Here is an 18,860-nt window from a genome sequence, read left to right on the forward strand (position 1 = left end):
CGTATCCAGTTCTCTCACCAATCCACATTGTAGTCAATGTTTCACGTAAAAGCAAAGAATAACACTTATACTCTTGTTTCTAACCCTTTTATTGCATCGAACAAAAATTGAAGTGTCGGAACTGGTCGTTGCTGTTTCTTAGCCTCTTCTAATACATATCCAACAATCGCATTAATTTCCGTCTGTCTATTCGCTCTTACATCGGCTAGCATAGAGGATGTATTACGAGACGTTCCTTCACACACATTGCGTACCATTTGCCATACCATCTCTTTTTCTCCTCTAATAAGAAAGGCGACCTCCTGAAACACTTGCTCCATCATTTGATAAAAAAAACGATTCTTGGTTAATTCACCATTCTTAACTCCCAATAACGCCGTCAACGGATTGATACATACATTTACCACTAATTTTTTATGCATAATCTCTTTCCAATCCGTTTCTATTTGAACTGGAAAATAAGACACGGGAAAAGAATGGAATACACTTTCGAAATGTATAGATTGACCACAAACCACTCCAAATTTCGTTACCCCAACTCCAGTATGATGAACGATATGCCCTCCCTCTTTTTTCGCACCATGTTCTACAATACCAACAGCTATATTTTCACACCCTATGTTCAGCATCTTTTGAAGATGTGACATTCCGTTTTGCAAAAAGATTAATGATGCTGCCCCTTCCACAAACGGTAGTATGTCATCTATATGATATTGCTTCACAGCAATAAATATATAATCTAAATTTTGCGCTACCATACTTTCTATCGGTAAAACAGATGGATATACTGTTTCACATGTTCTATCTCTAATACAAGTTACACCTGTTTCATTTAACTCTTCAGCCTGCTTAGCTGTTCTTGTAAACAACGTAACATTTTGGTTACTTTTTTGTAAATAAAATGTATACAATAGACCAATAGCACCTGGTCCGACAATTCCAATTTTCATTTTCACACAAGGGATTCACATTAAGCGCCCTTGCCGCCCCCCTTTTTTTATATCTTTTTAAAGTACATGAGCACGCCCTATAATTTCGTTGTCCTCTGCCAAACAAATACACTCTCATTTTTCACTACGTATATACTGCCTATTAATACACTTATACTCTTAGTTTAGCAAATCCTCAAAAAAATAATAAAAGAAATATACTATCTTCTTCATAAAAATAAAAAAATGAGTTATACTATTATTGTAAATATTTTTACTTTTCTGCATTCAACGAGATAAGAAAAGGATGTGATGTAATGGGATTCCCAAAAGTTGAGCGCTTGCTCATCAATTATAAAACGTTAGATGAATTTAAAAAATTTAAAGGGTGCGGAGCCCAAGAACTATCTATGCTGGAAGAATTGCAAGCAAACATTATTGAAAACGACAGTGAATCTCCATTTTACGGTATTTATTATGGCGGATCACTAATTGCACGTATGAGTCTATATATGAAAAGAAACGGCGGAGAACCATTCGAAATTACAGGTCCTTACCTAGAACTTTATAAACTTGAAGTATTACCAACTTTTCAAAAACAAGGATTCGGGCAAATGCTTGTAAATCATGCGAAACAAATGCAATTTCCTATTAAAACGATAGCGCGTATTCATTCATCTGGTTTTTGGGATAAATTAAGTTTCAACCCCGTATCAGTAACTGATGGAGATTTTTATATTTGGCATCCAGAAACAAATTTGAATGCGGTTACAAACGAAGAATCGGCTTAATAAATAAATAAAAAAAACAGCTGTATAACAGCTGTTTTTTATTTCTTAAGCTTCTCTAACTTTTCATTCGAGCGAGCGTTGTTTCTTTCCACTACCATTACACTTCTTTTTTGATCGATATAATCAAGTAATGTTCTATACTCTTCCTCATATACTGATAATCGCTCCAGAAGACGCTCTCTTTCTGTTTGTAATGATTCAACTTGTTGTTGCAACACCGTTAAAGAGTTTTCATCTTTATAATTTTGCAAGAAGTCAATAACATCATTCAACGTAATTGACGTAGGTTCTAACACCTTCGTCTCTTTCACTTCATAATTTTCTACTTTACGAAGTTGCTTTGCTTCCTCAATACGTTCTTTATATTGCTTTCTTACGTAAGAATTCCATCTAAATCCACATGCTGCTGGTGTACGTGATAAATTTTTTCCCACTTCCTTAAAGGCAGAAAGTTGTGTTCCACCTTCTCGAATATGCCGGAGTACTACTTCTGCCAGAAGCAAATCTTCATCATCAGTCCAAGCATCTTGTCTTGTTGTCGCCATCTCTCTAGTCCTCCCTATGCATTTTTTATTAAGCATATGCAGTTACTAGAAAAGATAGAATACAACAACTAAAGATTAAGACAAAAAAAAATAAACGCAGAAGATATCTTCTGCGTTTATTTTCCCGCAATTACTTGCTGATTACTTCTTTACCTTTGTAAGTACCGCATGCTTTACATACACGGTGAGCTAATTTCGCTTCACCACAGCTTGGGCACTCTACCATACCAGGTACTGATAATTTGAAATGCGTACGACGCTTTCTTTTTACTGTTTTAGAAGTTCTTCTAAAAGGTACAGCCATTCTTCCCACCTCCTTAAAAGAAATAGTTATTTTCATATGAAGGCCTGAACCAGTCTTCCGATTATTTGTCAAAAAACTTTGCAAGTCCTGCCAATCTTGGATCAACAGTCTTTTCTTTGTCTTCTTCCGAAATCACTTGCCAGTCTTGACCTTGCGTCGGTGCTCCACCAGAAACATCATCACTGAAAATTTGCATTGGAATCTCCAAAAGTATATTTTCCTTGATTACGGGCAGTAAGTCAAGTACTTCTCCTTCTAAAGAATGAATTTCAGCTTCAGTTTCAAATTCTTCTTGTGAAGTTTGGAACACCTCAGTTGTTTTAATGTCAAATGGTAATGTCACATCTACTAAAGAGCGAGAACATGGTAAAACCATGCTTCCAGTTATATGTAGATGAAACGTAAACTTACCGGAGCCAAAATCAACTCTTCCCATTACATGCACAGGATTAATTTCACGAATATCTTTCTCGACCTCTTTTAGCTCACTTACATCTACCATCTCATCCAATGTCAATCCTTTATTTCTCAATTTATTCAATTGATGGATGGACCATTTCATATCATATCACCTCAAGGCAACAAACAAAATTATAGCTAGCCATTTTATATTTGTCAATGTTTTTTCTTTACACTATAATGAAGTCATCATAGTAAATAATATATAGAGTATCACGTTTTTCAAAAAGATGCTACATCGAAAGGAGAGATTACCATAAAAGCTGGTGGTATTGTTGTTGAATATAACCCTTTTCATAACGGTCATCTTTATCATGTGCAACAGACAAAAAAGTTAACACAATCCGATATAATAATTGCCGTTATGAGTGGTCCTTTTTTACAGCGTGGTGAGCCCGCACTCATTTCCAAATGGTATCGCACTAAAATGGCCTTAGCAAACGGCGTAGACCTTGTTGTAGAGCTTCCATACGTCTTTGCAACACAAAAGGCTGAAACCTTCGCAAATGGTGCTATTTCCATTTTAAATGCCCTACGTGTTTCTGAAATTTGTTTCGGTAGTGAGGATGGACAAATCAAAAACTTTTATAATACCATCTCCGTACAAAAAAACGAAGAAGAGACTTTTAACTGCCTTGTAAAACAATTCATGGACGCTGGTAATAGTTATGCAAAAGCAACATCAGATGCTTTCTCACACATTTTAACATCCGAAAACAACATTGATATGTCACAACCAAATAATATTTTAGGCTTCCAATATATGAAAGCAATTCTGTCACAGAATAGTTCTATACAAGCTCAAACTATACAAAGATTTGCCTCTCATTATCATGATGAAACATTTAATGACCAATATATTGCAAGCGCGACAAGCATCCGAAAACAACTCTTTAGCGAAGAAGGATCATTTACAACAATTGAACCTTTTCTCCCACAGGCAACCACTTCGCTTTTAGCAAATTACAAACAAAACTACGGGATATTACATAATTGGGAACAATACTTTTCATTTTTTAAATATAAACTCATGACGATGTCTCCAGGGGACTTACGACATATATATGAAATAGAAGAAGGTTTAGAGCATCGTATTTTATCAAAAATACAAAACAGTTCCTCCTTCTATTCATTCATGGAAGCATTAAAAACAAAACGTTATACATGGACTAGATTACAAAGAGCTTGTACACACATTTTAACAAACACAACAAAAGAGGAAATACGTAGCGCAAATATAGAACAACACGCACCATATATCCGCCTGTTAGGCATGTCACAAAAAGGACAAACTTATCTTTCAAAAAACAAGAAAAAAATCGAACTTCCAATCCTTACTCATACAAAAACATTTGACCATGCCGCTTTAGATATAGAGAAAAAAGCAAACTCTGTATATTTCTCCATCATGCACGAACCGTTACGCACGCAACTATTAAAACAGGATATAACACACCATCCTATTCGCTATGATGAAACAACTACAAAATTCCTATAAAAAAACCTCTCTATTTCAGAGAGGTTTTTTCCTTATCCATCTTTTCTAAATATGTTAACGCATCATCCAGCGTATCCACTGGTATAATTTTCATTTTTGTTTTAATATCCTTTGCAGTCTCAAGTGCATCTTTATAGTTCGATTTCTCCGCACCTTTTTCATTTGGCGCAAAGAACACTTCAGCCCCGGCATCGCTAGCAGCCACCACTTTTTGATTTATACCACCAATTGGGCCCACTTCTCCTTTTTCATTAATTGTACCTGTTCCAGCTATCTCATGTCCTTTTGTTAAGTCTTCTTCCACAAGTTGATTATATATTTCTAATGTAAACATTAAACCTGCGGATGGTCCACCAATTTCATGAGAATTAATTTTCACTTTCGGATCGACCACTAATTCTCTTTCCGTAACGATAGAAACACCTATACCGACACGTCCATTTCCATTAGGAATCGTCTTTACATTTAAATTTTCTTTCAATTGTTTTCCATTTCTCATGTACTCAATACTTACAGCATCGCTTTCTTTTTTCCCAGTCATATATTCAATAAATTGCTCCGTCTTTTCAAATGTTTTTCCGTCAACAGCTATAATAACATCACCAAGCTTAAGCTTTCCTTCTGACGGCATTCCTTTTGCCACACCAGCAACTAATACACCTTTATTTTCAAAAGAAACAGAGCGATTTGCACGTTTATATGCATTATAAATTGCGGCATTTTGTGAATCTTTCATCGCATAATTTTGGCGAAATTGATATTCTTCATCACTCTCACCTTTTTGCAATATTTCTTCCGCTTTCGAAATATGTGTATATTTATTAAACTGTGCCGCTATTAAATTCACCACATTTGCTGGCCCCATTGAAACCGTAACAAGCATAAAATCACCAGATTCTTTCGTTCCACCCTCAACTTGAACGTAAGGCTCTAATTTGGCAGCCATTCCTGGTTTTGTTACATAATACGGTAAACGTACGTAAACAAGTAACATCGCCAATATAACCCCTATTAAGATTGCATATATAAACCGAAAACGCTTAAACATTATGTTTCTCCTTCCACTGCTCAATTAATAAATAAATATTTGAAACATGTTTTTCCGCTTCTACTTCTCCAACTCGAATAATGTCTTCAATGTTCGTAAAAGCACGTGAACTAAATTGCTCTACAGCTGGTCGCATCATTAAATCCGATGCAATTTGCCGATTCATTACAAGCTCATGCTGCATAATTTCAATACTTTGCATGATTACGTCATAAATGGACGTAACATCTCCATTCACCTTAATTGGAGATACATCAACAGCGATAACAATATCGGCCCCTAACTCTTTCACAACCGATACTGGGATGCGATCAATAACTCCACCATCCACTAATAATCGTCCATCTATTTTTTCTGGTACAAACACTCCAGGAACAGATATGCTAGCCCTAACCGCATCTGCAACTGGCCCACTTGTAAAAACCACTTTTTCCCCCTTCAGTATGTCAGTAGCCACAACAGCCGTCGGGATATCTAACTCTTCTAAATTTTTATTATATGTAAACATTTTAATCATATCTTTGACACGTTTTCCAGCAATAAATCCCATTTTTGGTACCGTGAAATCTAAATAATACTTCCGCTTAAAAACAGATGCCAATTTATACAATCTTTCAACGTTACTACTTGCCGCATAAAACGTACCTATTAGCGCCCCCATACTACTTCCTGCAATCATATGAATAGGGATATCCGCTTCCCTTAAAACCTTTATTACACCAATATGAGCAAACCCTTTCGCTCCTCCAGACCCAAGCGCTAAACCAATCTTTGGTTCTTTCATTTTTCTCACCCTTTAATTTTTTTCATTCCTTTTTCATACTTATGGTCTAAATTCACTACGTATCCACGTATACTGAAATGAACGTTTTTTGGGACAAAGGGGGATTTACTTACATGTATGAAAAATGGAAAACCGCTTTCCTTACCATATCAACGCTATTTTTAACCTTTTCTCTTGTACTCCACCCCCAAGCCGCTTTGCAAGCTTCTATTCGCGGGTTAAATATATGGTGGGAAGTTGTATTCCCTTCACTACTACCGTTTTTCATCATTGCAGAACTTCTAATTAGTATCGGTGTTGTAAAATTTATTGGCGTTATATTAGAACCACTCATGCGCCCACTTTTTCGCGTTCCAGGGATAGGTGGATTTGTTTGGGCCATGGGAATGGCTTCTGGTTTCCCTGCAGGCGCCAAATTAAGCGCTAGACTACGAAAAAGCAATCTTTTAACTCAGATTGAAGCGGAGCGCCTCGTTTCTTTCACAAATTCTTCTAATCCACTTTTTATTTTCGGTGCTGTGTCTATCGGTTTTTTTAATAATCCGAAATTAGGAATTATATTAGCGGCTGCCCATTATTTCAGTAACTTTGCCGTCGGATTTATTATGCGTTTTTACGGACATAATACCGCTTACAAAAATAATACACACACTACAAAAAAACGCCGCTTTCAAAACCCTTTTTTAATTCTTCACGAGACGCGCTTACAAGAAAAAAGGCCAATCGGTAAATTACTTGGGGATGCTATCGTTTCTTCTATTCAAACATTACTTATGATTGGCGGATTTATTATTTTATTCTCTGTGTTAAATAAAATGATTACTGTATTCCACATTACAGCAGCTCTTTCTTTTATTATGCAACATATTTTATCATTCTTCCAACTAAGTACGGATTTTAGTATACCTATATTATCAGGTATTTTCGAAATGACACTCGGAAGCCAAATGATTAGTCAAATAAATGAAACACCGCTCTTACAACAAGCTATGGTAACAAGCTTCATTTTAGCATTTAGCGGTCTTTCTATTCAGGCACAAGTTGCTAGCATATTAGCTGAAACAGATATCCGATTTAAACCCTATTTTTTCGCACGAATTATTCAAAGTATTCTTGCCCCTATTTTTACATTTGTATTTTGGACACCATTTTATGAGAAAGTGAGTTCTTTCTCACCTATACCAAAAGATATTCCTGTATTTTTATCCAAGCATCCTTCTATACTACATGAAATTTGGACATCTTTTATACATTACGGACCAATTTTTACATTATTTTGTCTATACTTATATATTATTTTATTATTTTTGCGCACGTATAAAGAAAAACCCCGTTCACTTTAACGGGGTTTGAAACTTTTCTTTTAAAGCACGCTCCACAATAGGAGGTACAAGATCTACTACACTTCCTCCATACCTCGCAACTTCTTTCACAATACTCGAGCTTAAAAATGAATATTGGTTGTTTGTCATAATAAAAAATGTTTCAATATTTTCATCTAATTTTCGATTCATAGAAGTAATTTGCATCTCATATTCAAAATCAGAAACTGCTCGTAAACCACGTAATATTGCATTTGCATTACGCATTTTTGCATACTCTACTAACAGCCCACTATGCGAATCTACTTTTACATTCGGGATATCCTTTGTCGCTTCTCGAATTAGTTCTAATCGCTCTTCAACTGAAAAGAATGGTTTTTTTGATGAATTGTTTAAAACGACTACGTACACCTCATCAAATACTTTTGCTCCCCTTTTAATAATATCCAGATGCCCAAGGGTAATTGGATCAAAACTTCCTGAAGAAATAGCTATACTTGTCATTCTGTCCCCTCACCTTCATACTTATAAATCGATATTGCAGTAATCCCATAATTCTCAGCTCGTACTTTCACAAGCCTGCCTATTGAATTAGGTAAAACCACATCATTACCATGCTCTGCCATAATTAATCCATCACTATGCAGCAATCCATGTTGATCCATTACACTAATTAAAGATACAATTTTTTGCTCTTTATATGGAGGATCTATTAATATAAGATCGAATGACATTTCACGTTTTATTAGCGCCTTTACTGCACGTTCCGCATCATTTCGATATACTTCAGCTTGTTCCTGTATTCTACAACTTTCTAAATTTTGATGAATTACTTTTATCGCTTTACTATCCCTATCAACAAAAATCGCTTTATCGATCCCTCTGCTCAAAGCCTCAATTCCAAGACCACCACTACCACCAAATAAATCAAGGGCAATACCACCATCAAAATAAGGACCTATCATATTAAAAATAGATTCTTTTACTTTATCTGTCGTTGGACGTGTTGTATTACCAGGAACCGCTTTAAGTGGGTGTCCTTTACATTTTCCTGAAACTACTCTCATCTGTTGTCACTACCTTTATTTCAATCTATCGAGCGATTATACAAAGCCATTCCCACTTCGGTAACCGTTAACAAATTACATTCACCTAAATATCGGAAAACTCACCATCAAATAACCGCTCATTATTTTTATGTATTCATCTCATCATTCACTAATATGAATCCAATATGTATATTAGTTCCACTTTATCTTTTTTATCCTATCACAAAATAAAAAAAAGAAAAATAAAAAGCCCAACATAAAATTTAATTTCATTATGTATATCTTCATTTAGATTGGACATAAATAATTATAACAACATCACCTTCGATGTTGTTGCCAACCGCGGAGAAGACTTACGTTTCCCCATAAGTTCTTCCTCCGGTTTCTCCTCTCCCTTTTCCTTCTTACTAGTACATGCTAGTATAAGAAGGGCCCTGCTATGCAGGGTTTTTTTTCTTTGTGTGCTTTTCATTTAAAAAGTGAAATGGTACAGTAAAAGAAAGAGGAGGAAAAAATATGATTCAACGCTTTATAGAACTCGGAGAAGGCTACTCTGATTTATATGAATTACTTGAAATTGCCAAAACAAATCAAGAACGTATAGCACATATGTTACAATTTGAAACGATAAAAAACGATAAAAAAGTGTGTTCGCTTGTTGTAATATTAAAACCAACTACTACTGGTGATTTCCAACCATTATACATATGTCGTGAAGGCATTCCTGTATTTGAAAATAAAAAAAGTAAACGTGTCATTTTATTTGAAGAAACGGCAGAGCAACTCGGAAAAAAAGTGGCTACTTTTACTGTAAAGCCATCTACAACTTTCCCAGAAAAAGAACTATTTTTTAATCATTTAATTGGCATTTTACGAATGAACAATTTCATTCCTCCGATGAAATAACACTTTATTTCAATTAAAAAATCCCCCGCTAAACTTAGCAGGGGATTTTTTCTATTAGCTATAATCGTATTCTTTTGCTCGATCAGGACGGGAATTTTCAAATTCCGTTTTTAAATACGGGCGATACGACTGTTCTATCTTTTTCACAAAAGGAAGTTTGTTCAACTTATGCATCATATGCTCAATTTGTTCCATGTCACAATATACTACAGCATATTTTAATCGTTTTGATATGTAATGTATGTTACCATATTTCCTTAAAATCTTGGCATGTTTCAATGAATGTAAATAAACAATCATACTTTGTCGTTGCCCGAACATAATCTTCTCCATCTTCTCCTTTTAAAAACATATATTTTATATTCTATGAAAACCAATCAGAAATTTATAACATTACAGGACAAACTCTGTATACGTTTTCTTCCAACTTCTAAAAAACGGGGTACATCACCCCGTTTTTTTACAACCACAACCTCCGCCAGTACCACAACCTCCACCACAGCCACCAGCATCAAAGAATGGATTTCCTGTTGGTACTTTAATGGAAGAAGACACTTCCGAACCGATTGCTACACTAACTTCATCTAATAACTTCTGCAAAGCAGTTTCTGCTCTTTTAAAAGCTGCAACCTTATCATGTAAGTCCACAGAACGCTTTAATTCTCTCATTTTCATTGATACGGTAGTGTAGTCAGGATGGTATTTTCCAAAACGCTGTACTTCCTCATACCGTTCTTTCATCGCTGTAAATTGCTGAATTAACGTCTGAAGTTCTATATCTTCATGTAATTCTCTATAATACTTACGATAATCTTCTGCTATATCTGAACAGATAATCGCTTTTGCAAGCTGCTCTGCCTTATCTAATATTAATACGCTTTCTAGCGTCGCTACAATCATGAGAGACACCTCCGAGTATCCATCATACCACATTTAGATTAGAACTACTAATTGAAGTGACTTACTCAAAAGAAAGATATAATGAAACTATTTTCACACTATATCCGTACACACTTATACATTAATATGTTCCGCTATATTATATTTAAGAACATCCCATTTCCCACTATTTTGTTTCACATAACTAATACACGCATTTTTTAATGGTGTCTTAAATGTAATTTCATCTGGTTCAATGGCATGTAAAATTGCTTTTATCGCGTGTGAGTGAGCAACAATAATAATACGTTTGCCAAAATGAGTTGTTGCAACATCTTCTAAAGCAGCAAAGCAACGAGCTACAATCTCTTCATCTTGCTCCATACCTTCTACTTTACCCTCAGCAATCAACTCTCTAACAGTCGCAACTGGCTTCCCTGAAGCTTCTCCAAAATTCCGTTCAACAAATCGATCATCTAATAAAATCGATTGTAATCCAGCCGCCTTTGCGATTTCATTAGCCGTTTCTTGCGCTCTAATTAACGGGCTACTTATAATGATATCCCACGTTTCTTCTTGTAAAGCAGCTGCACTTTGACTCGCTTGCTTCTTACCAACTTCATTAAGCGGAATATCTTCTCGCCCCTGAATAATTTCTTGAAAATTCCAATCAGTTTGTCCATGTCGTACTAAACAAATTTCCGTCATGCTGCAACTCCTTTTTAAATAATCAATCTCTATTGTAACAAAAGTTCTGCATGACGGACATATTTTTCACTTGCAATTAGGTTGCATTTTGTTGCTTCATATACTGAAACATATCAATCATGATCGAAGCAACAGCCAATTGATTTTGAAATTTTTCCACTTTATCTGGTATTGTTTTTTTGAAATGTTGCATCGCCGCTAACTCAAAAGCCTCTTTTTCTTCAGGATTTCGTGTTAATTTTCTATACCAGTACGGTTGCTCTCTAATATAGCGAGATAAATCCTCATCAGCCTTTATAAACTCCATAATTTCTGCTCTCATCATCTTTCCCCCCTAATCCTTTTGAAAGAAAAACGGGTTATTTTCTGAAGTACTTTGTTCTTGCTGCGTACGGTTACCTTGAAATTGCTGAATAACTTGTTGCACGCTCCCAATAGCACTCGTCACATTGGCTAAATGGTTCTGCATTTGTTCCACGTCCAACTTTTTAAAAAAAGAAAGCATTTGCCCCATCACATCAGCAGTTTTTTCCTCTTCAGTTCGATTATCTTTTTCTTTTTTATTTTCTTTTACCGAAGAAAACGCAGGCGCTCCATCCGGTCTATAAGTTGCCCATATTGGATCTTCTTCACCAAGTAAGTACCATTCTTCATAAAATTGTTGCCAAGTTTTGTGACCATTTCTAACCTCATGAACCATTTTAGGGTGATGGTTTACAAATTCTTTAAACTGTTGAACCGATGGATGTAACGGCCCTTTTGTTGTTGGCATAATCCTCACCTCTCCATGTATATCTACTATATAGTAAGAAAAAAAAGGCACATGGTTCGCCTATTTTCAGACGATTCATGCACCTTTTTTTCTGCTATTTGCATACGGTCAGATTCCCACCTACAATTCAGTGAATACGAAGTAACTAATTAGGTGATGTAACACCCCACCGCTTACAGTTTCGCTTTATTTTCGAATAAAGTTTTGTGTATAAAATTTATCGTATACACCAACACCTAATCCTGTAAATTGTTCATTTAATAAATTCTTTCTATGCCCCTCACTATTTAACCAACCTTGCACTGCCGCAATTCCATCACTATGTTGCGCCGCTATGTTCTCACCAGCAAGTTGAAATCCTACTTTCCCGCGCTGCAATCGATCTCCTAGCGTACCTAATGTAGGTGAGTCATGAGAAAAATAATTATTGTCTTTCATATCTTTACTGTGACCAACAGCAACATCTGCTGTTTCCTGATCCCATGTTAATAATGATAATTTATGACGACTTCGAATGATATTTGTTAAATCAAAAATTTGTTGCATATTCCCATTTTCTACTTGTTTTATTTTTTCTGGAGTCAATGGTTGTTCTGCTATTAATTCACCTGAATAAACGAGCTGATACGGTCTTTGGCGTAATAATGTTTCATCATCCATATAACGAACACCCACAAGCTCATGTGTAAATTGATCAAAATACAATTGCGCCCATCCATCTTCTACAGGTATTAACGGTTGTTCCATGACTTCGGTATCAGATAGTTCAAATTGATAACTATTTTTCCCTCTTTTTAACGCAATTTCATGCGAAGGCGGACTTTTTTTATATACTTCTTCATATTTTTCATTTATATAATAAGGTGGAACCTTAACTTGTTCACCAGCAGCATACGCCGTTACAACTTTACGTTCAGAAACTCCAAATTGAGCATACTGAGTTAAATCCTGATTGTATACCCACCATTCATATCCGTATGCAGACGGCTCTATTCGAGAGGGTTCTCCCCACTTCGCCAATAAATTTTCAGAGTCTTCACCAATCATATTTAAAACAGTGTCTGAGGAGTCTTCCTTAATTTGCTTTTTCTTTTTCACAATTTTATTTTCTTGCTTTGATTGAGATGGGGTTAATATATATTGTGAAACGAGTAATTTTCCGTATAAATCAACAGCTAAAATTAAAAATGTAATCATTACGATACGCAATAATTTCTTCAAACGATATACCTCCTGAACAAAACATAAAATTGAGATATACACAAATCCTTTTCTTTCTTTTTGTGTGTACCGTACTCTTTTCACTATATCATATTTTCGTGAAAAAAGTCTGGATTATCCCTTTTCTCTCAATATGAATTGCACTTTCTTATTATTCATACTATTATAAAAATAATGGTGTAACATTAAAAAAGGAGGTATTATATGCAATTTACAAATACGAAATTTAATGGAGCCGTCGTTGAATTAACTCTTTTAACTGAAATCATGGAAAACAACCACTTCGTACTTGCTGGACAGTGGGATTATGAACGGGTTACATACGATTATAAATTTGAAATATTAAAGGATATTTATTATTTACGAGTGCAAGGAGTTGCTGTTGAAGGTGACATCGGCAGTAGACACGCTGAAGTAAAACTACTCCCCCCCTTATTAGGAAAACATTATTATCCTCACGGCGTTGAATATGGCGATGATGAGACTTTCCCAACGAATGTACTTCAAAAAAGTGAACAACTCCTACAAAATGTCGAAAAAGAGTTAAAAGAACTTCAAATTATTGATTAACAAAAACAAGCGCATCAATATGATGCGCTTGTTTTATTTCCCTTCCCTAAGAATGAATCGTTTTTTTTACTGGATATCCATAAATAGATCCATCTTTTACTTTAATCTCATCTTCCCAAGGAACCTTATATTTACCTTCAGCTAAATCTTTTATAAACGTATATGGTTTTCTTTCACCCCACCAGGAGTTGCTACATATCCTCTTGAACCTAGATTATATATATTATTTTCTAATCCCCATCCTAATCTAGCCTGATCTGCTAGTTCTGGATATACTTCAGCAGTAACAATCTCCCAAGGATTTCGATGCCCCTGTACTAAAGTAGTCCCATCAAAATTACATACTTGTCCTTCACCAAAGTAATAAAATACACCATCATAACCCGCTAAGTTTACCGACAATGTATACATTAAATTCTGCCATGCATTTGAACGATTGGTTAGCATCCATTGTTCACTAACTTGTGTGCTATATCCAGAAATACGAATCAAGACATTTGCACCTTTATAGGCCGCTTCACGAGCTACTTCAGGGAACATGCCATCATGACAAATACAAACAGCTAATTTACTTCCTCCAGGTCCAACACAAACAGGTAAGCCTAAATCTCCAGCTTTCCAAGGCTCGACTGGTACCCAAGGATTTAGCTTACGATACTTCAAAATCATTTCACCTTGTGGATCAATAATAACTGCTGTATTATATGGCTCTCCACCACCAGGATTTTTTTCCATTATCGAAAAAACACCATATACTTTAGATTCTTTACATGCCTCAGCAAATAAGTCGGTTTCTGGCCCAGGCACTGTACATAAAAATTCTTCTGTGGTCCATTTTTTTGTATTGAGCCCTTGTGTACTATATTCAGGAAATACTATTAATTCTAATCCAGGATAACCTGATTTGGTCGAATGAATTGTTTTTATGATTTGTTGAATTTGTTTATCAATGTCCGCACGTGACTCTACTACTGGTACTGGATATTGAATTAGTGCTGTCAAAAAACCACTAATCGGCTTTACCATACTTCCACTACTACCCATTAAAATTCCCCCTTAAAATAGTTCGTGTTTATTAAAGATAACAATATATATTTGTAACTCTCTAAAAAACTTGCACTACATATGGAATTATTACGCATGAAAGCTAGTAGTAAATTTTATATCCACTTTTAGTACACGCCTACACTAACTTAACATAAAAAGTCAGAAAATTCAACCTTCTTAAAAGGAGCTAAAACTAAAAAGAAAAAGCGCATGGAATCCCATACACTTTTTCACTTAGTCTGTAAATACGGCGGCAATTGTTGCAACTGCTCCTTATCCTTTTCACGTTCTCTACGTGCCCACCTAAAGAATACATAGCCTATAATTGTACCGTACACTATTTCCTGGACAATTTTCATTATGATACCACCAGTTTGCTGGTCTTGTACAACTGGCATCCAGTGCAAAAATTCTGGTCCCGTTATATTTAAATCTGATAAAGTGCCCGCTGGTACACATAGTTCCATCGCTTTCATCCAAGCAGCCGGATCCGTATACGTTGCAAATAACGGGGCTGTCGCAAAAATGATTAACGCACAAGCAGGCGTTAATAATATACCGTTAGCAAACATATAACCAAGTTTCTTTATATCACTTAACGTTTGATATTCTGGTAATGGATTTAACATCGGCCACCACATCATGATTGCTGTAAAAAACAATATAGCGAGACAAATAGGATGAGCAATTTGACTTTGTTTTACCGTATCAAAAACAACTGGTAAATGATAAAAAGAAAACAGGCCGTTAAATACAAACAACGCAATAAGTGGTTTAGCAAATACCTTTAATATAATTTGAACGAACTTAAAAGAAGTAATGTAACGATATAACCAAATCGGTATACCAAGCAACAGTAACGGTGGAACTGCAATATACATGACTGCCATTTCAAACATATGAGCACTAAATATAATATGGCCAATTAAATCAATAGGCCCTCCCTTTACAAAATACAAAAGAACAATACCAGTCGTAAAATAAAAAATTTGCTTCTTACTTACCTTCGTCGCATTTTCAAATCGCATTCTATATGGACCAATAATTAAGAAGTACCCAATAAGAATCGACAGCATAAATATTAAAAAGATTGGACTCCATAAAGCCTGAAATCCAAATATCCACAAGTTACTCATTTTCACACCTACCTTCGTAAGGTTATCCATAATATGAAGAGGGAGCTGTGACAACACAAGCTCCCTTATTTTTCACTTTTCAAATCCAGACGATTGTCATAAATGCTAAAATTGTAATTAACCCTATTAGCAGACCAGAGTATAGAAAGAAACTTGCTGCTTCATGTCCTTTATGACTCATATGCATAAAATAATACAATTGAAAAATTACTTGTACCACTGCTAATAGTAAAATAAATGGAACAGAGAAAGTCGGACTAAAAGTTTTTGGATACGCCACTGCTACAAATGCAACTAATGTTAAAAAAATCATTAATGCAAACGTAATAACTTGATGCTTCATTTCCTCCGCACTTTTTCTCTTCCGATAAACAAGATCAACTTTAGGATTATTCGTTTGCTTTATCGCCATTGTTTATCCCACCATTCCCATTAAATATACTACAGTGAAAATAAACACCCAAACTACGTCAATAAAGTGCCAATAAATCGATGCAACATAAAACTTTGGTGCATTGTATAAATTTAGACCTCTCTTCGCATTTCTAAAGATTAATGTTAAAATCCAACATAACCCAAACAATACGTGGAGTCCATGTGTACCAACAAGAGCATAAAACGCAGAGCCAAACGCACTACTTCTCATAGTATGCTTAAATTCATGTGTATAATGATAAAACTCATATATCTCAAACCCTAAAAACCCTAAACCTAGCAATACAGTTACTAGTAACCAAAGTTGCATTTTCTTAAAGTTAAAGTTTTTCATGTGATACATCGCATATACACTCGTTAAGCTACTCGTTAATAAAAGCATCGTCATAATGAAAACGAGTGGCATTTGGAACATCTCTTGAGATGTTGGTCCACCATTTGTAGAATTCTTTAACGCTAAATATGTGCCAAATAAGGAAGCGAACAATACTGTTTCGCCTCCAAGAAATAACCAAAAACCGACAAACTTATTTTTCCCTTCAAGGGTTGCTTTTTCAGGCTCTGCTGGAAATGTTTCATTCGTTAATTTTTCATCTACATGCATTATGCCTTGCCCCCCTTATCATCTAAATCTTCTTTATGAATATGATATCCATGATCATCGATTACTGAACGTAGGAACATTGCGCCAAATGTAATGATTAAACCAATAATTGCTACCAATAACCAGAACTTATCTTTTCCACCCTGCATATACATTGCACCAAATGCCGCTATAAACAATCCAAAAGAAATGACAAATGGTGAAAACGAAGGATTTGGCATATGAATATCACCAACTGGTTCCGCTGCTGTCATCTCTTTATTACCTTCACGTTTTTCAATCCAAAACGGATCTAATCCGCGAACAAATGGTAATTGTTTAAAGTTATATTCTGGTGTCGGTGCTGGCATTGTCCATTCTAATGTACGTGCATCCCACGGATCACGACCAGCTTTTTCTTTTGATACTGTCGTTTTAATTACATTGAATAGAAGAACAATAGTCCCAAGAGCCATAAACACCGCTCCAATAGAACTAATCATATTCCCCATTTCCAACCCTTGCCCTTCAAGATATGTGTAGTAACGGCGTGGCATACCAATCAAGCCAAGGAAATGCTGAATAAAGAACGTTAAATGGAAACCAATAAAGAATAGCCAAAACGTTATCTTTCCTAATGTTTCATTTAATACTTTATTAAACATCAGTGGCCAATAATAATGAGCTCCTGCAAGTAAACCAAATACAACACCGCCAACGATTACATAATGAAAATGTGCTACTACGAAATAGTTATCATGAAATTGATAATCAGCTGGTGCAGATGCTAGCATAACCCCTGTAACTCCACCCATTACGAATGATGGAATGAAAGCTACTGCCCACATCATTGGTGTCGTAAAACGAATACTTCCGCCCCACATTGTAAAGAGCCAGTTGAATATTTTGATACCAGTCGGAACCGCAATCGCCATTGTTGCAACTGAGAAAATAGCATTAGCAACTGGACCAAGTCCAACAGTAAACATATGATGGGCCCATACCATAAATCCTAAAAATCCAATTAATACAGTCGCAAACACCATCGATGAATAACCAAACAATCGTTTTTTCGAAAATGTCGCGAAGATTTCTGAGAATATTCCGAAAGCTGGGAGTATAAGAATGTATACTTCTGGATGACCGAAAATCCAGAATAAATGCTCCCATATAATTGTATTCCCGCCCAATGCTGGATTAAAGAAACTTGTTCCAAATAAACGATCTAACATTAAAAGTCCTAATCCTACAGTTAACGGTGGAAAAGCGAATAATATAAGCGAAGATGTTACAAATGTCGTCCATGTAAACATCGGCATACGCATATACGTCATTCCTGGCGCACGCATATTAATAATGGTTACAAGGAAGTTAATACCTCCAATTAATGTACCAATACCTGAGATTTGCAAACCGAGTACATAGAAATCAACACCATGACCCTTAGAGGCTAAAGCTAAAGATGCATAAGATGTCCATCCTGCATCAGGTGCTCCACCTAAAAACCAACTTAAATTTAAAAATACTCCACCAAAGAAAAACAACCAAAATCCGAGTGAATTCAAAAACGGGAACGCTACATCACGTGCACCAATTTGAAGTGGTACAGCGGCGTTCATAAATGCAAACACGAGTGGCATAGCTGCGAGGAAAATCATTGTTGTACCGTGCATCGTCAATACTTGATTATAAGCATCCCCAACAAGAAAAGCGTTGTTAGGAATCGCTAATTGAAGGCGAATAAATAGAGCTTCTATTCCGCCTATTACAAAAAACAATCCACCTGCAATTAAATAGAGAATGGCAATCTTTTTATGGTCTACTGTCGTTAAATAATCCCATATGACAGCACCCATCCCCTGTTTTTTTGCTAC

23 protein-coding genes and 1 pseudogene are annotated in these 18,860 nt (G+C 35.6%); 5 read left to right on the plus strand and 19 right to left on the minus strand.

The features are described 5' to 3' along the window. Positions 1 to 65: 65 nt before the first annotated feature. Positions 66 to 950, minus strand: coding sequence for a 2-dehydropantoate 2-reductase (panE, locus tag DOS87_RS21820; RefSeq protein WP_002082267.1), 885 nt, complete (start codon positions 948 to 950; stop codon positions 66 to 68). Between the two features lie 296 nt (positions 951 to 1,246). Between panE and DOS87_RS21825 the strand changes: the two genes are divergently transcribed. Then, positions 1,247 to 1,720 carry an N-acetyltransferase gene (locus tag DOS87_RS21825; RefSeq protein WP_000506698.1) on the plus strand — a complete coding sequence of 158 codons (474 nt, stop codon included), beginning with the start codon at positions 1,247 to 1,249 and terminating at the stop codon, positions 1,718 to 1,720. A 38-nt stretch (positions 1,721 to 1,758) separates the two neighbouring features. Here the strand turns inward: DOS87_RS21825 and DOS87_RS21830 are convergent, their stop codons facing one another. The 3 genes from DOS87_RS21830 to DOS87_RS21840 all read right to left on the minus strand — a co-directional run bounded on the left by DOS87_RS21830 (position 1,759) and on the right by DOS87_RS21840 (position 3,131). After that, positions 1,759 to 2,265 carry an RsfA family transcriptional regulator gene (locus tag DOS87_RS21830; RefSeq protein ID WP_000246470.1) on the minus strand — a complete coding sequence of 169 codons (507 nt, stop codon included), beginning with the start codon at positions 2,263 to 2,265 and terminating at the stop codon, positions 1,759 to 1,761. 130 nt (positions 2,266 to 2,395) lie between these two features. After that, a complete protein-coding gene (gene rpmF, locus DOS87_RS21835) occupies positions 2,396 to 2,569 on the minus strand; it encodes a 50S ribosomal protein L32 (protein WP_001984764.1) in 174 nt (57 codons plus the stop codon). 61 nt (positions 2,570 to 2,630) lie between these two features. Next, positions 2,631 to 3,131, minus strand: a complete 501-nt coding sequence (locus tag DOS87_RS21840; RefSeq protein WP_000872137.1) for a YceD family protein — start codon at positions 3,129 to 3,131, stop codon at positions 2,631 to 2,633. 213 nt (positions 3,132 to 3,344) lie between these two features. Between DOS87_RS21840 and DOS87_RS21845 the strand changes: the two genes are divergently transcribed. After that, complete coding sequence (locus DOS87_RS21845; RefSeq protein ID WP_003307657.1) at positions 3,345 to 4,526, plus strand: nucleotidyltransferase; 1,182 nt, start codon at positions 3,345 to 3,347, stop codon at positions 4,524 to 4,526. Positions 4,527 to 4,536: 10 nt separating this feature from the next. Here DOS87_RS21845 and DOS87_RS21850 read toward each other — a convergent pair whose 3' ends face one another. Together DOS87_RS21850 and DOS87_RS21855 are read right to left on the minus strand one after the other, a co-directional pair. Next, positions 4,537 to 5,574 carry a SepM family pheromone-processing serine protease gene (locus tag DOS87_RS21850; protein ID WP_000476296.1) on the minus strand — a complete coding sequence of 346 codons (1,038 nt, stop codon included), beginning with the start codon at positions 5,572 to 5,574 and terminating at the stop codon, positions 4,537 to 4,539. Beyond that, positions 5,567 to 6,358: a patatin-like phospholipase family protein gene (locus DOS87_RS21855; RefSeq protein ID WP_000662584.1), complete on the minus strand. Its 792-nt coding sequence runs from the start codon at positions 6,356 to 6,358 to the stop codon at positions 5,567 to 5,569. The genes DOS87_RS21850 and DOS87_RS21855 overlap by 8 nt, the downstream gene beginning before the upstream one ends. A 113-nt stretch (positions 6,359 to 6,471) precedes the next feature. On the opposite strand from DOS87_RS21855, the gene ylbJ reads away from it, so the two are divergent. Next, entirely contained in the window at positions 6,472 to 7,701 is a 1,230-nt protein-coding gene (ylbJ, locus tag DOS87_RS21860) for a sporulation integral membrane protein YlbJ (protein WP_098578245.1), read from the plus strand. On the opposite strand, the gene coaD is transcribed toward ylbJ, so the two are convergent. Together coaD and rsmD are read right to left on the minus strand one after the other, a co-directional pair. Then, positions 7,693 to 8,184, minus strand: a complete 492-nt coding sequence (coaD, locus tag DOS87_RS21865; RefSeq protein WP_000200601.1) for a pantetheine-phosphate adenylyltransferase — start codon at positions 8,182 to 8,184, stop codon at positions 7,693 to 7,695. The two genes, ylbJ and coaD, sit on opposite strands and share 9 nt — an antisense overlap. Further along, positions 8,181 to 8,747 carry a 16S rRNA (guanine(966)-N(2))-methyltransferase RsmD gene (rsmD, locus tag DOS87_RS21870; RefSeq protein WP_001266977.1) on the minus strand — a complete coding sequence of 189 codons (567 nt, stop codon included), beginning with the start codon at positions 8,745 to 8,747 and terminating at the stop codon, positions 8,181 to 8,183. Before rsmD ends, coaD begins: the two co-directional genes overlap by 4 nt. 498 nt (positions 8,748 to 9,245) lie before the next feature. Here rsmD and DOS87_RS21875 point away from each other — a divergent pair, with 498 nt between their 5' ends. Further along, entirely contained in the window at positions 9,246 to 9,635 is a 390-nt protein-coding gene (locus tag DOS87_RS21875; protein WP_000616017.1) for a DUF7147 family protein, read from the plus strand. A 54-nt stretch (positions 9,636 to 9,689) separates the two neighbouring features. Here the strand turns inward: DOS87_RS21875 and DOS87_RS21880 are convergent, their stop codons facing one another. From DOS87_RS21880 to DOS87_RS21905, 6 genes are all read right to left on the minus strand, one after another. Further along, the gene (locus DOS87_RS21880; RefSeq protein WP_002082261.1) at positions 9,690 to 9,956 is read right to left on the minus strand and encodes a YlbG family protein; all 267 of its coding nucleotides are present in this window, start codon (positions 9,954 to 9,956) and stop codon (positions 9,690 to 9,692) included. Positions 9,957 to 10,082: 126 nt separating this feature from the next. After that, positions 10,083 to 10,535, minus strand: a complete 453-nt coding sequence (locus tag DOS87_RS21885; RefSeq protein WP_000634361.1) for a YlbF/YmcA family competence regulator — start codon at positions 10,533 to 10,535, stop codon at positions 10,083 to 10,085. 114 nt (positions 10,536 to 10,649) lie between these two features. Then, on the minus strand, positions 10,650 to 11,222 hold the full coding sequence (locus DOS87_RS21890; protein WP_000134944.1) for a histidine phosphatase family protein: 573 nt from the start codon (positions 11,220 to 11,222) through the stop codon (positions 10,650 to 10,652). Positions 11,223 to 11,298: 76 nt separating this feature from the next. Continuing rightward, the gene (locus DOS87_RS21895) at positions 11,299 to 11,544 is read right to left on the minus strand and encodes a YlbE-like family protein (RefSeq protein WP_001200990.1); all 246 of its coding nucleotides are present in this window, start codon (positions 11,542 to 11,544) and stop codon (positions 11,299 to 11,301) included. 12 nt (positions 11,545 to 11,556) lie between these two features. Next, the gene (locus DOS87_RS21900; RefSeq protein ID WP_001143333.1) at positions 11,557 to 11,994 is read right to left on the minus strand and encodes a YlbD family protein; all 438 of its coding nucleotides are present in this window, start codon (positions 11,992 to 11,994) and stop codon (positions 11,557 to 11,559) included. A gap of 186 nt (positions 11,995 to 12,180) precedes the next feature. Continuing rightward, complete coding sequence (locus DOS87_RS21905; RefSeq protein ID WP_000735371.1) at positions 12,181 to 13,215, minus strand: CAP domain-containing protein; 1,035 nt, start codon at positions 13,213 to 13,215, stop codon at positions 12,181 to 12,183. 204 nt (positions 13,216 to 13,419) lie between these two features. Between DOS87_RS21905 and DOS87_RS21910 the strand changes: the two genes are divergently transcribed. Next, the gene (locus tag DOS87_RS21910) at positions 13,420 to 13,785 is read left to right on the plus strand and encodes a YugN family protein (protein ID WP_001160945.1); all 366 of its coding nucleotides are present in this window, start codon (positions 13,420 to 13,422) and stop codon (positions 13,783 to 13,785) included. A gap of 46 nt (positions 13,786 to 13,831) precedes the next feature. Here DOS87_RS21910 and DOS87_RS21915 read toward each other — a convergent pair. The 5 genes and pseudogenes from DOS87_RS21915 to ctaD all read right to left on the minus strand — a co-directional run bounded on the left by DOS87_RS21915 (position 13,832) and on the right by ctaD (position 18,842). Beyond that, a pseudogene (locus DOS87_RS21915) lies at positions 13,832 to 14,829 on the minus strand (formamidase). Positions 14,830 to 15,062: 233 nt separating this feature from the next. Then, positions 15,063 to 15,968 carry a cytochrome c oxidase assembly factor CtaG gene (ctaG, locus tag DOS87_RS21920; protein WP_041488175.1) on the minus strand — a complete coding sequence of 302 codons (906 nt, stop codon included), beginning with the start codon at positions 15,966 to 15,968 and terminating at the stop codon, positions 15,063 to 15,065. A 79-nt stretch (positions 15,969 to 16,047) separates the two neighbouring features. Beyond that, a complete protein-coding gene (gene ctaF, locus DOS87_RS21925) occupies positions 16,048 to 16,380 on the minus strand; it encodes a cytochrome c oxidase subunit IVB (RefSeq protein ID WP_000985703.1) in 333 nt (110 codons plus the stop codon). Between the two features lie 3 nt (positions 16,381 to 16,383). After that, positions 16,384 to 17,007 (minus strand): cytochrome c oxidase subunit III, encoded by a 624-nt coding sequence (gene ctaE / locus DOS87_RS21930; protein WP_000557861.1) that lies wholly within the window; start codon positions 17,005 to 17,007, stop codon positions 16,384 to 16,386. After that, complete coding sequence (ctaD, locus tag DOS87_RS21935) at positions 17,007 to 18,842, minus strand: cytochrome c oxidase subunit I (protein WP_153577875.1); 1,836 nt, start codon at positions 18,840 to 18,842, stop codon at positions 17,007 to 17,009. Before ctaD ends, ctaE begins: the two co-directional genes overlap by 1 nt. Positions 18,843 to 18,860 lie beyond the last annotated feature (18 nt).

The sequence above is a fragment of the Bacillus sp. CR71 genome, from assembly GCF_003429245.1.
GTDB lineage: Bacteria > Bacillota > Bacilli > Bacillales > Bacillaceae_G > Bacillus_A > Bacillus_A thuringiensis_S.

Excerpts from the sequence above, each read along its gene's own strand:
- DOS87_RS21895 (WP_001200990.1), bottom strand. The coding sequence starts at position 11,544 with ATGAGAGCAGAAATTATGGAGTTTATAAAGGCTGATGAGGATTTATCT.
- ctaD (WP_153577875.1), bottom strand. The coding sequence starts at position 18,842 with ATGGGTGCTGTCATATGGGATTATTTAACGACAGTAGACCATAAAAAG.
- DOS87_RS21880 (WP_002082261.1), bottom strand. The coding sequence starts at position 9,956 with ATGTTCGGGCAACGACAAAGTATGATTGTTTATTTACATTCATTGAAA.
- ylbJ (WP_098578245.1), top strand. The coding sequence starts at position 6,472 with ATGTATGAAAAATGGAAAACCGCTTTCCTTACCATATCAACGCTATTT.
- panE (WP_002082267.1), bottom strand. The coding sequence starts at position 950 with ATGAAAATTGGAATTGTCGGACCAGGTGCTATTGGTCTATTGTATACA.
- DOS87_RS21850 (WP_000476296.1), bottom strand. The coding sequence starts at position 5,574 with ATGTTTAAGCGTTTTCGGTTTATATATGCAATCTTAATAGGGGTTATA.
- rpmF (WP_001984764.1), bottom strand. The coding sequence starts at position 2,569 with ATGGCTGTACCTTTTAGAAGAACTTCTAAAACAGTAAAAAGAAAGCGT.
- DOS87_RS21900 (WP_001143333.1), bottom strand. The coding sequence starts at position 11,994 with ATGCCAACAACAAAAGGGCCGTTACATCCATCGGTTCAACAGTTTAAA.
- DOS87_RS21885 (WP_000634361.1), bottom strand. The coding sequence starts at position 10,535 with ATGATTGTAGCGACGCTAGAAAGCGTATTAATATTAGATAAGGCAGAG.
- DOS87_RS21910 (WP_001160945.1), top strand. The coding sequence starts at position 13,420 with ATGCAATTTACAAATACGAAATTTAATGGAGCCGTCGTTGAATTAACT.
- DOS87_RS21830 (WP_000246470.1), bottom strand. The coding sequence starts at position 2,265 with ATGGCGACAACAAGACAAGATGCTTGGACTGATGATGAAGATTTGCTT.
- DOS87_RS21890 (WP_000134944.1), bottom strand. The coding sequence starts at position 11,222 with ATGACGGAAATTTGTTTAGTACGACATGGACAAACTGATTGGAATTTT.
- DOS87_RS21840 (WP_000872137.1), bottom strand. The coding sequence starts at position 3,131 with ATGAAATGGTCCATCCATCAATTGAATAAATTGAGAAATAAAGGATTG.
- ctaF (WP_000985703.1), bottom strand. The coding sequence starts at position 16,380 with ATGGCGATAAAGCAAACGAATAATCCTAAAGTTGATCTTGTTTATCGG.
- DOS87_RS21855 (WP_000662584.1), bottom strand. The coding sequence starts at position 6,358 with ATGAAAGAACCAAAGATTGGTTTAGCGCTTGGGTCTGGAGGAGCGAAA.
- ctaE (WP_000557861.1), bottom strand. The coding sequence starts at position 17,007 with ATGCATGTAGATGAAAAATTAACGAATGAAACATTTCCAGCAGAGCCT.
- DOS87_RS21875 (WP_000616017.1), top strand. The coding sequence starts at position 9,246 with ATGATTCAACGCTTTATAGAACTCGGAGAAGGCTACTCTGATTTATAT.
- coaD (WP_000200601.1), bottom strand. The coding sequence starts at position 8,184 with ATGACAAGTATAGCTATTTCTTCAGGAAGTTTTGATCCAATTACCCTT.
- rsmD (WP_001266977.1), bottom strand. The coding sequence starts at position 8,747 with ATGAGAGTAGTTTCAGGAAAATGTAAAGGACACCCACTTAAAGCGGTT.
- ctaG (WP_041488175.1), bottom strand. The coding sequence starts at position 15,968 with ATGAGTAACTTGTGGATATTTGGATTTCAGGCTTTATGGAGTCCAATC.
- DOS87_RS21825 (WP_000506698.1), top strand. The coding sequence starts at position 1,247 with ATGGGATTCCCAAAAGTTGAGCGCTTGCTCATCAATTATAAAACGTTA.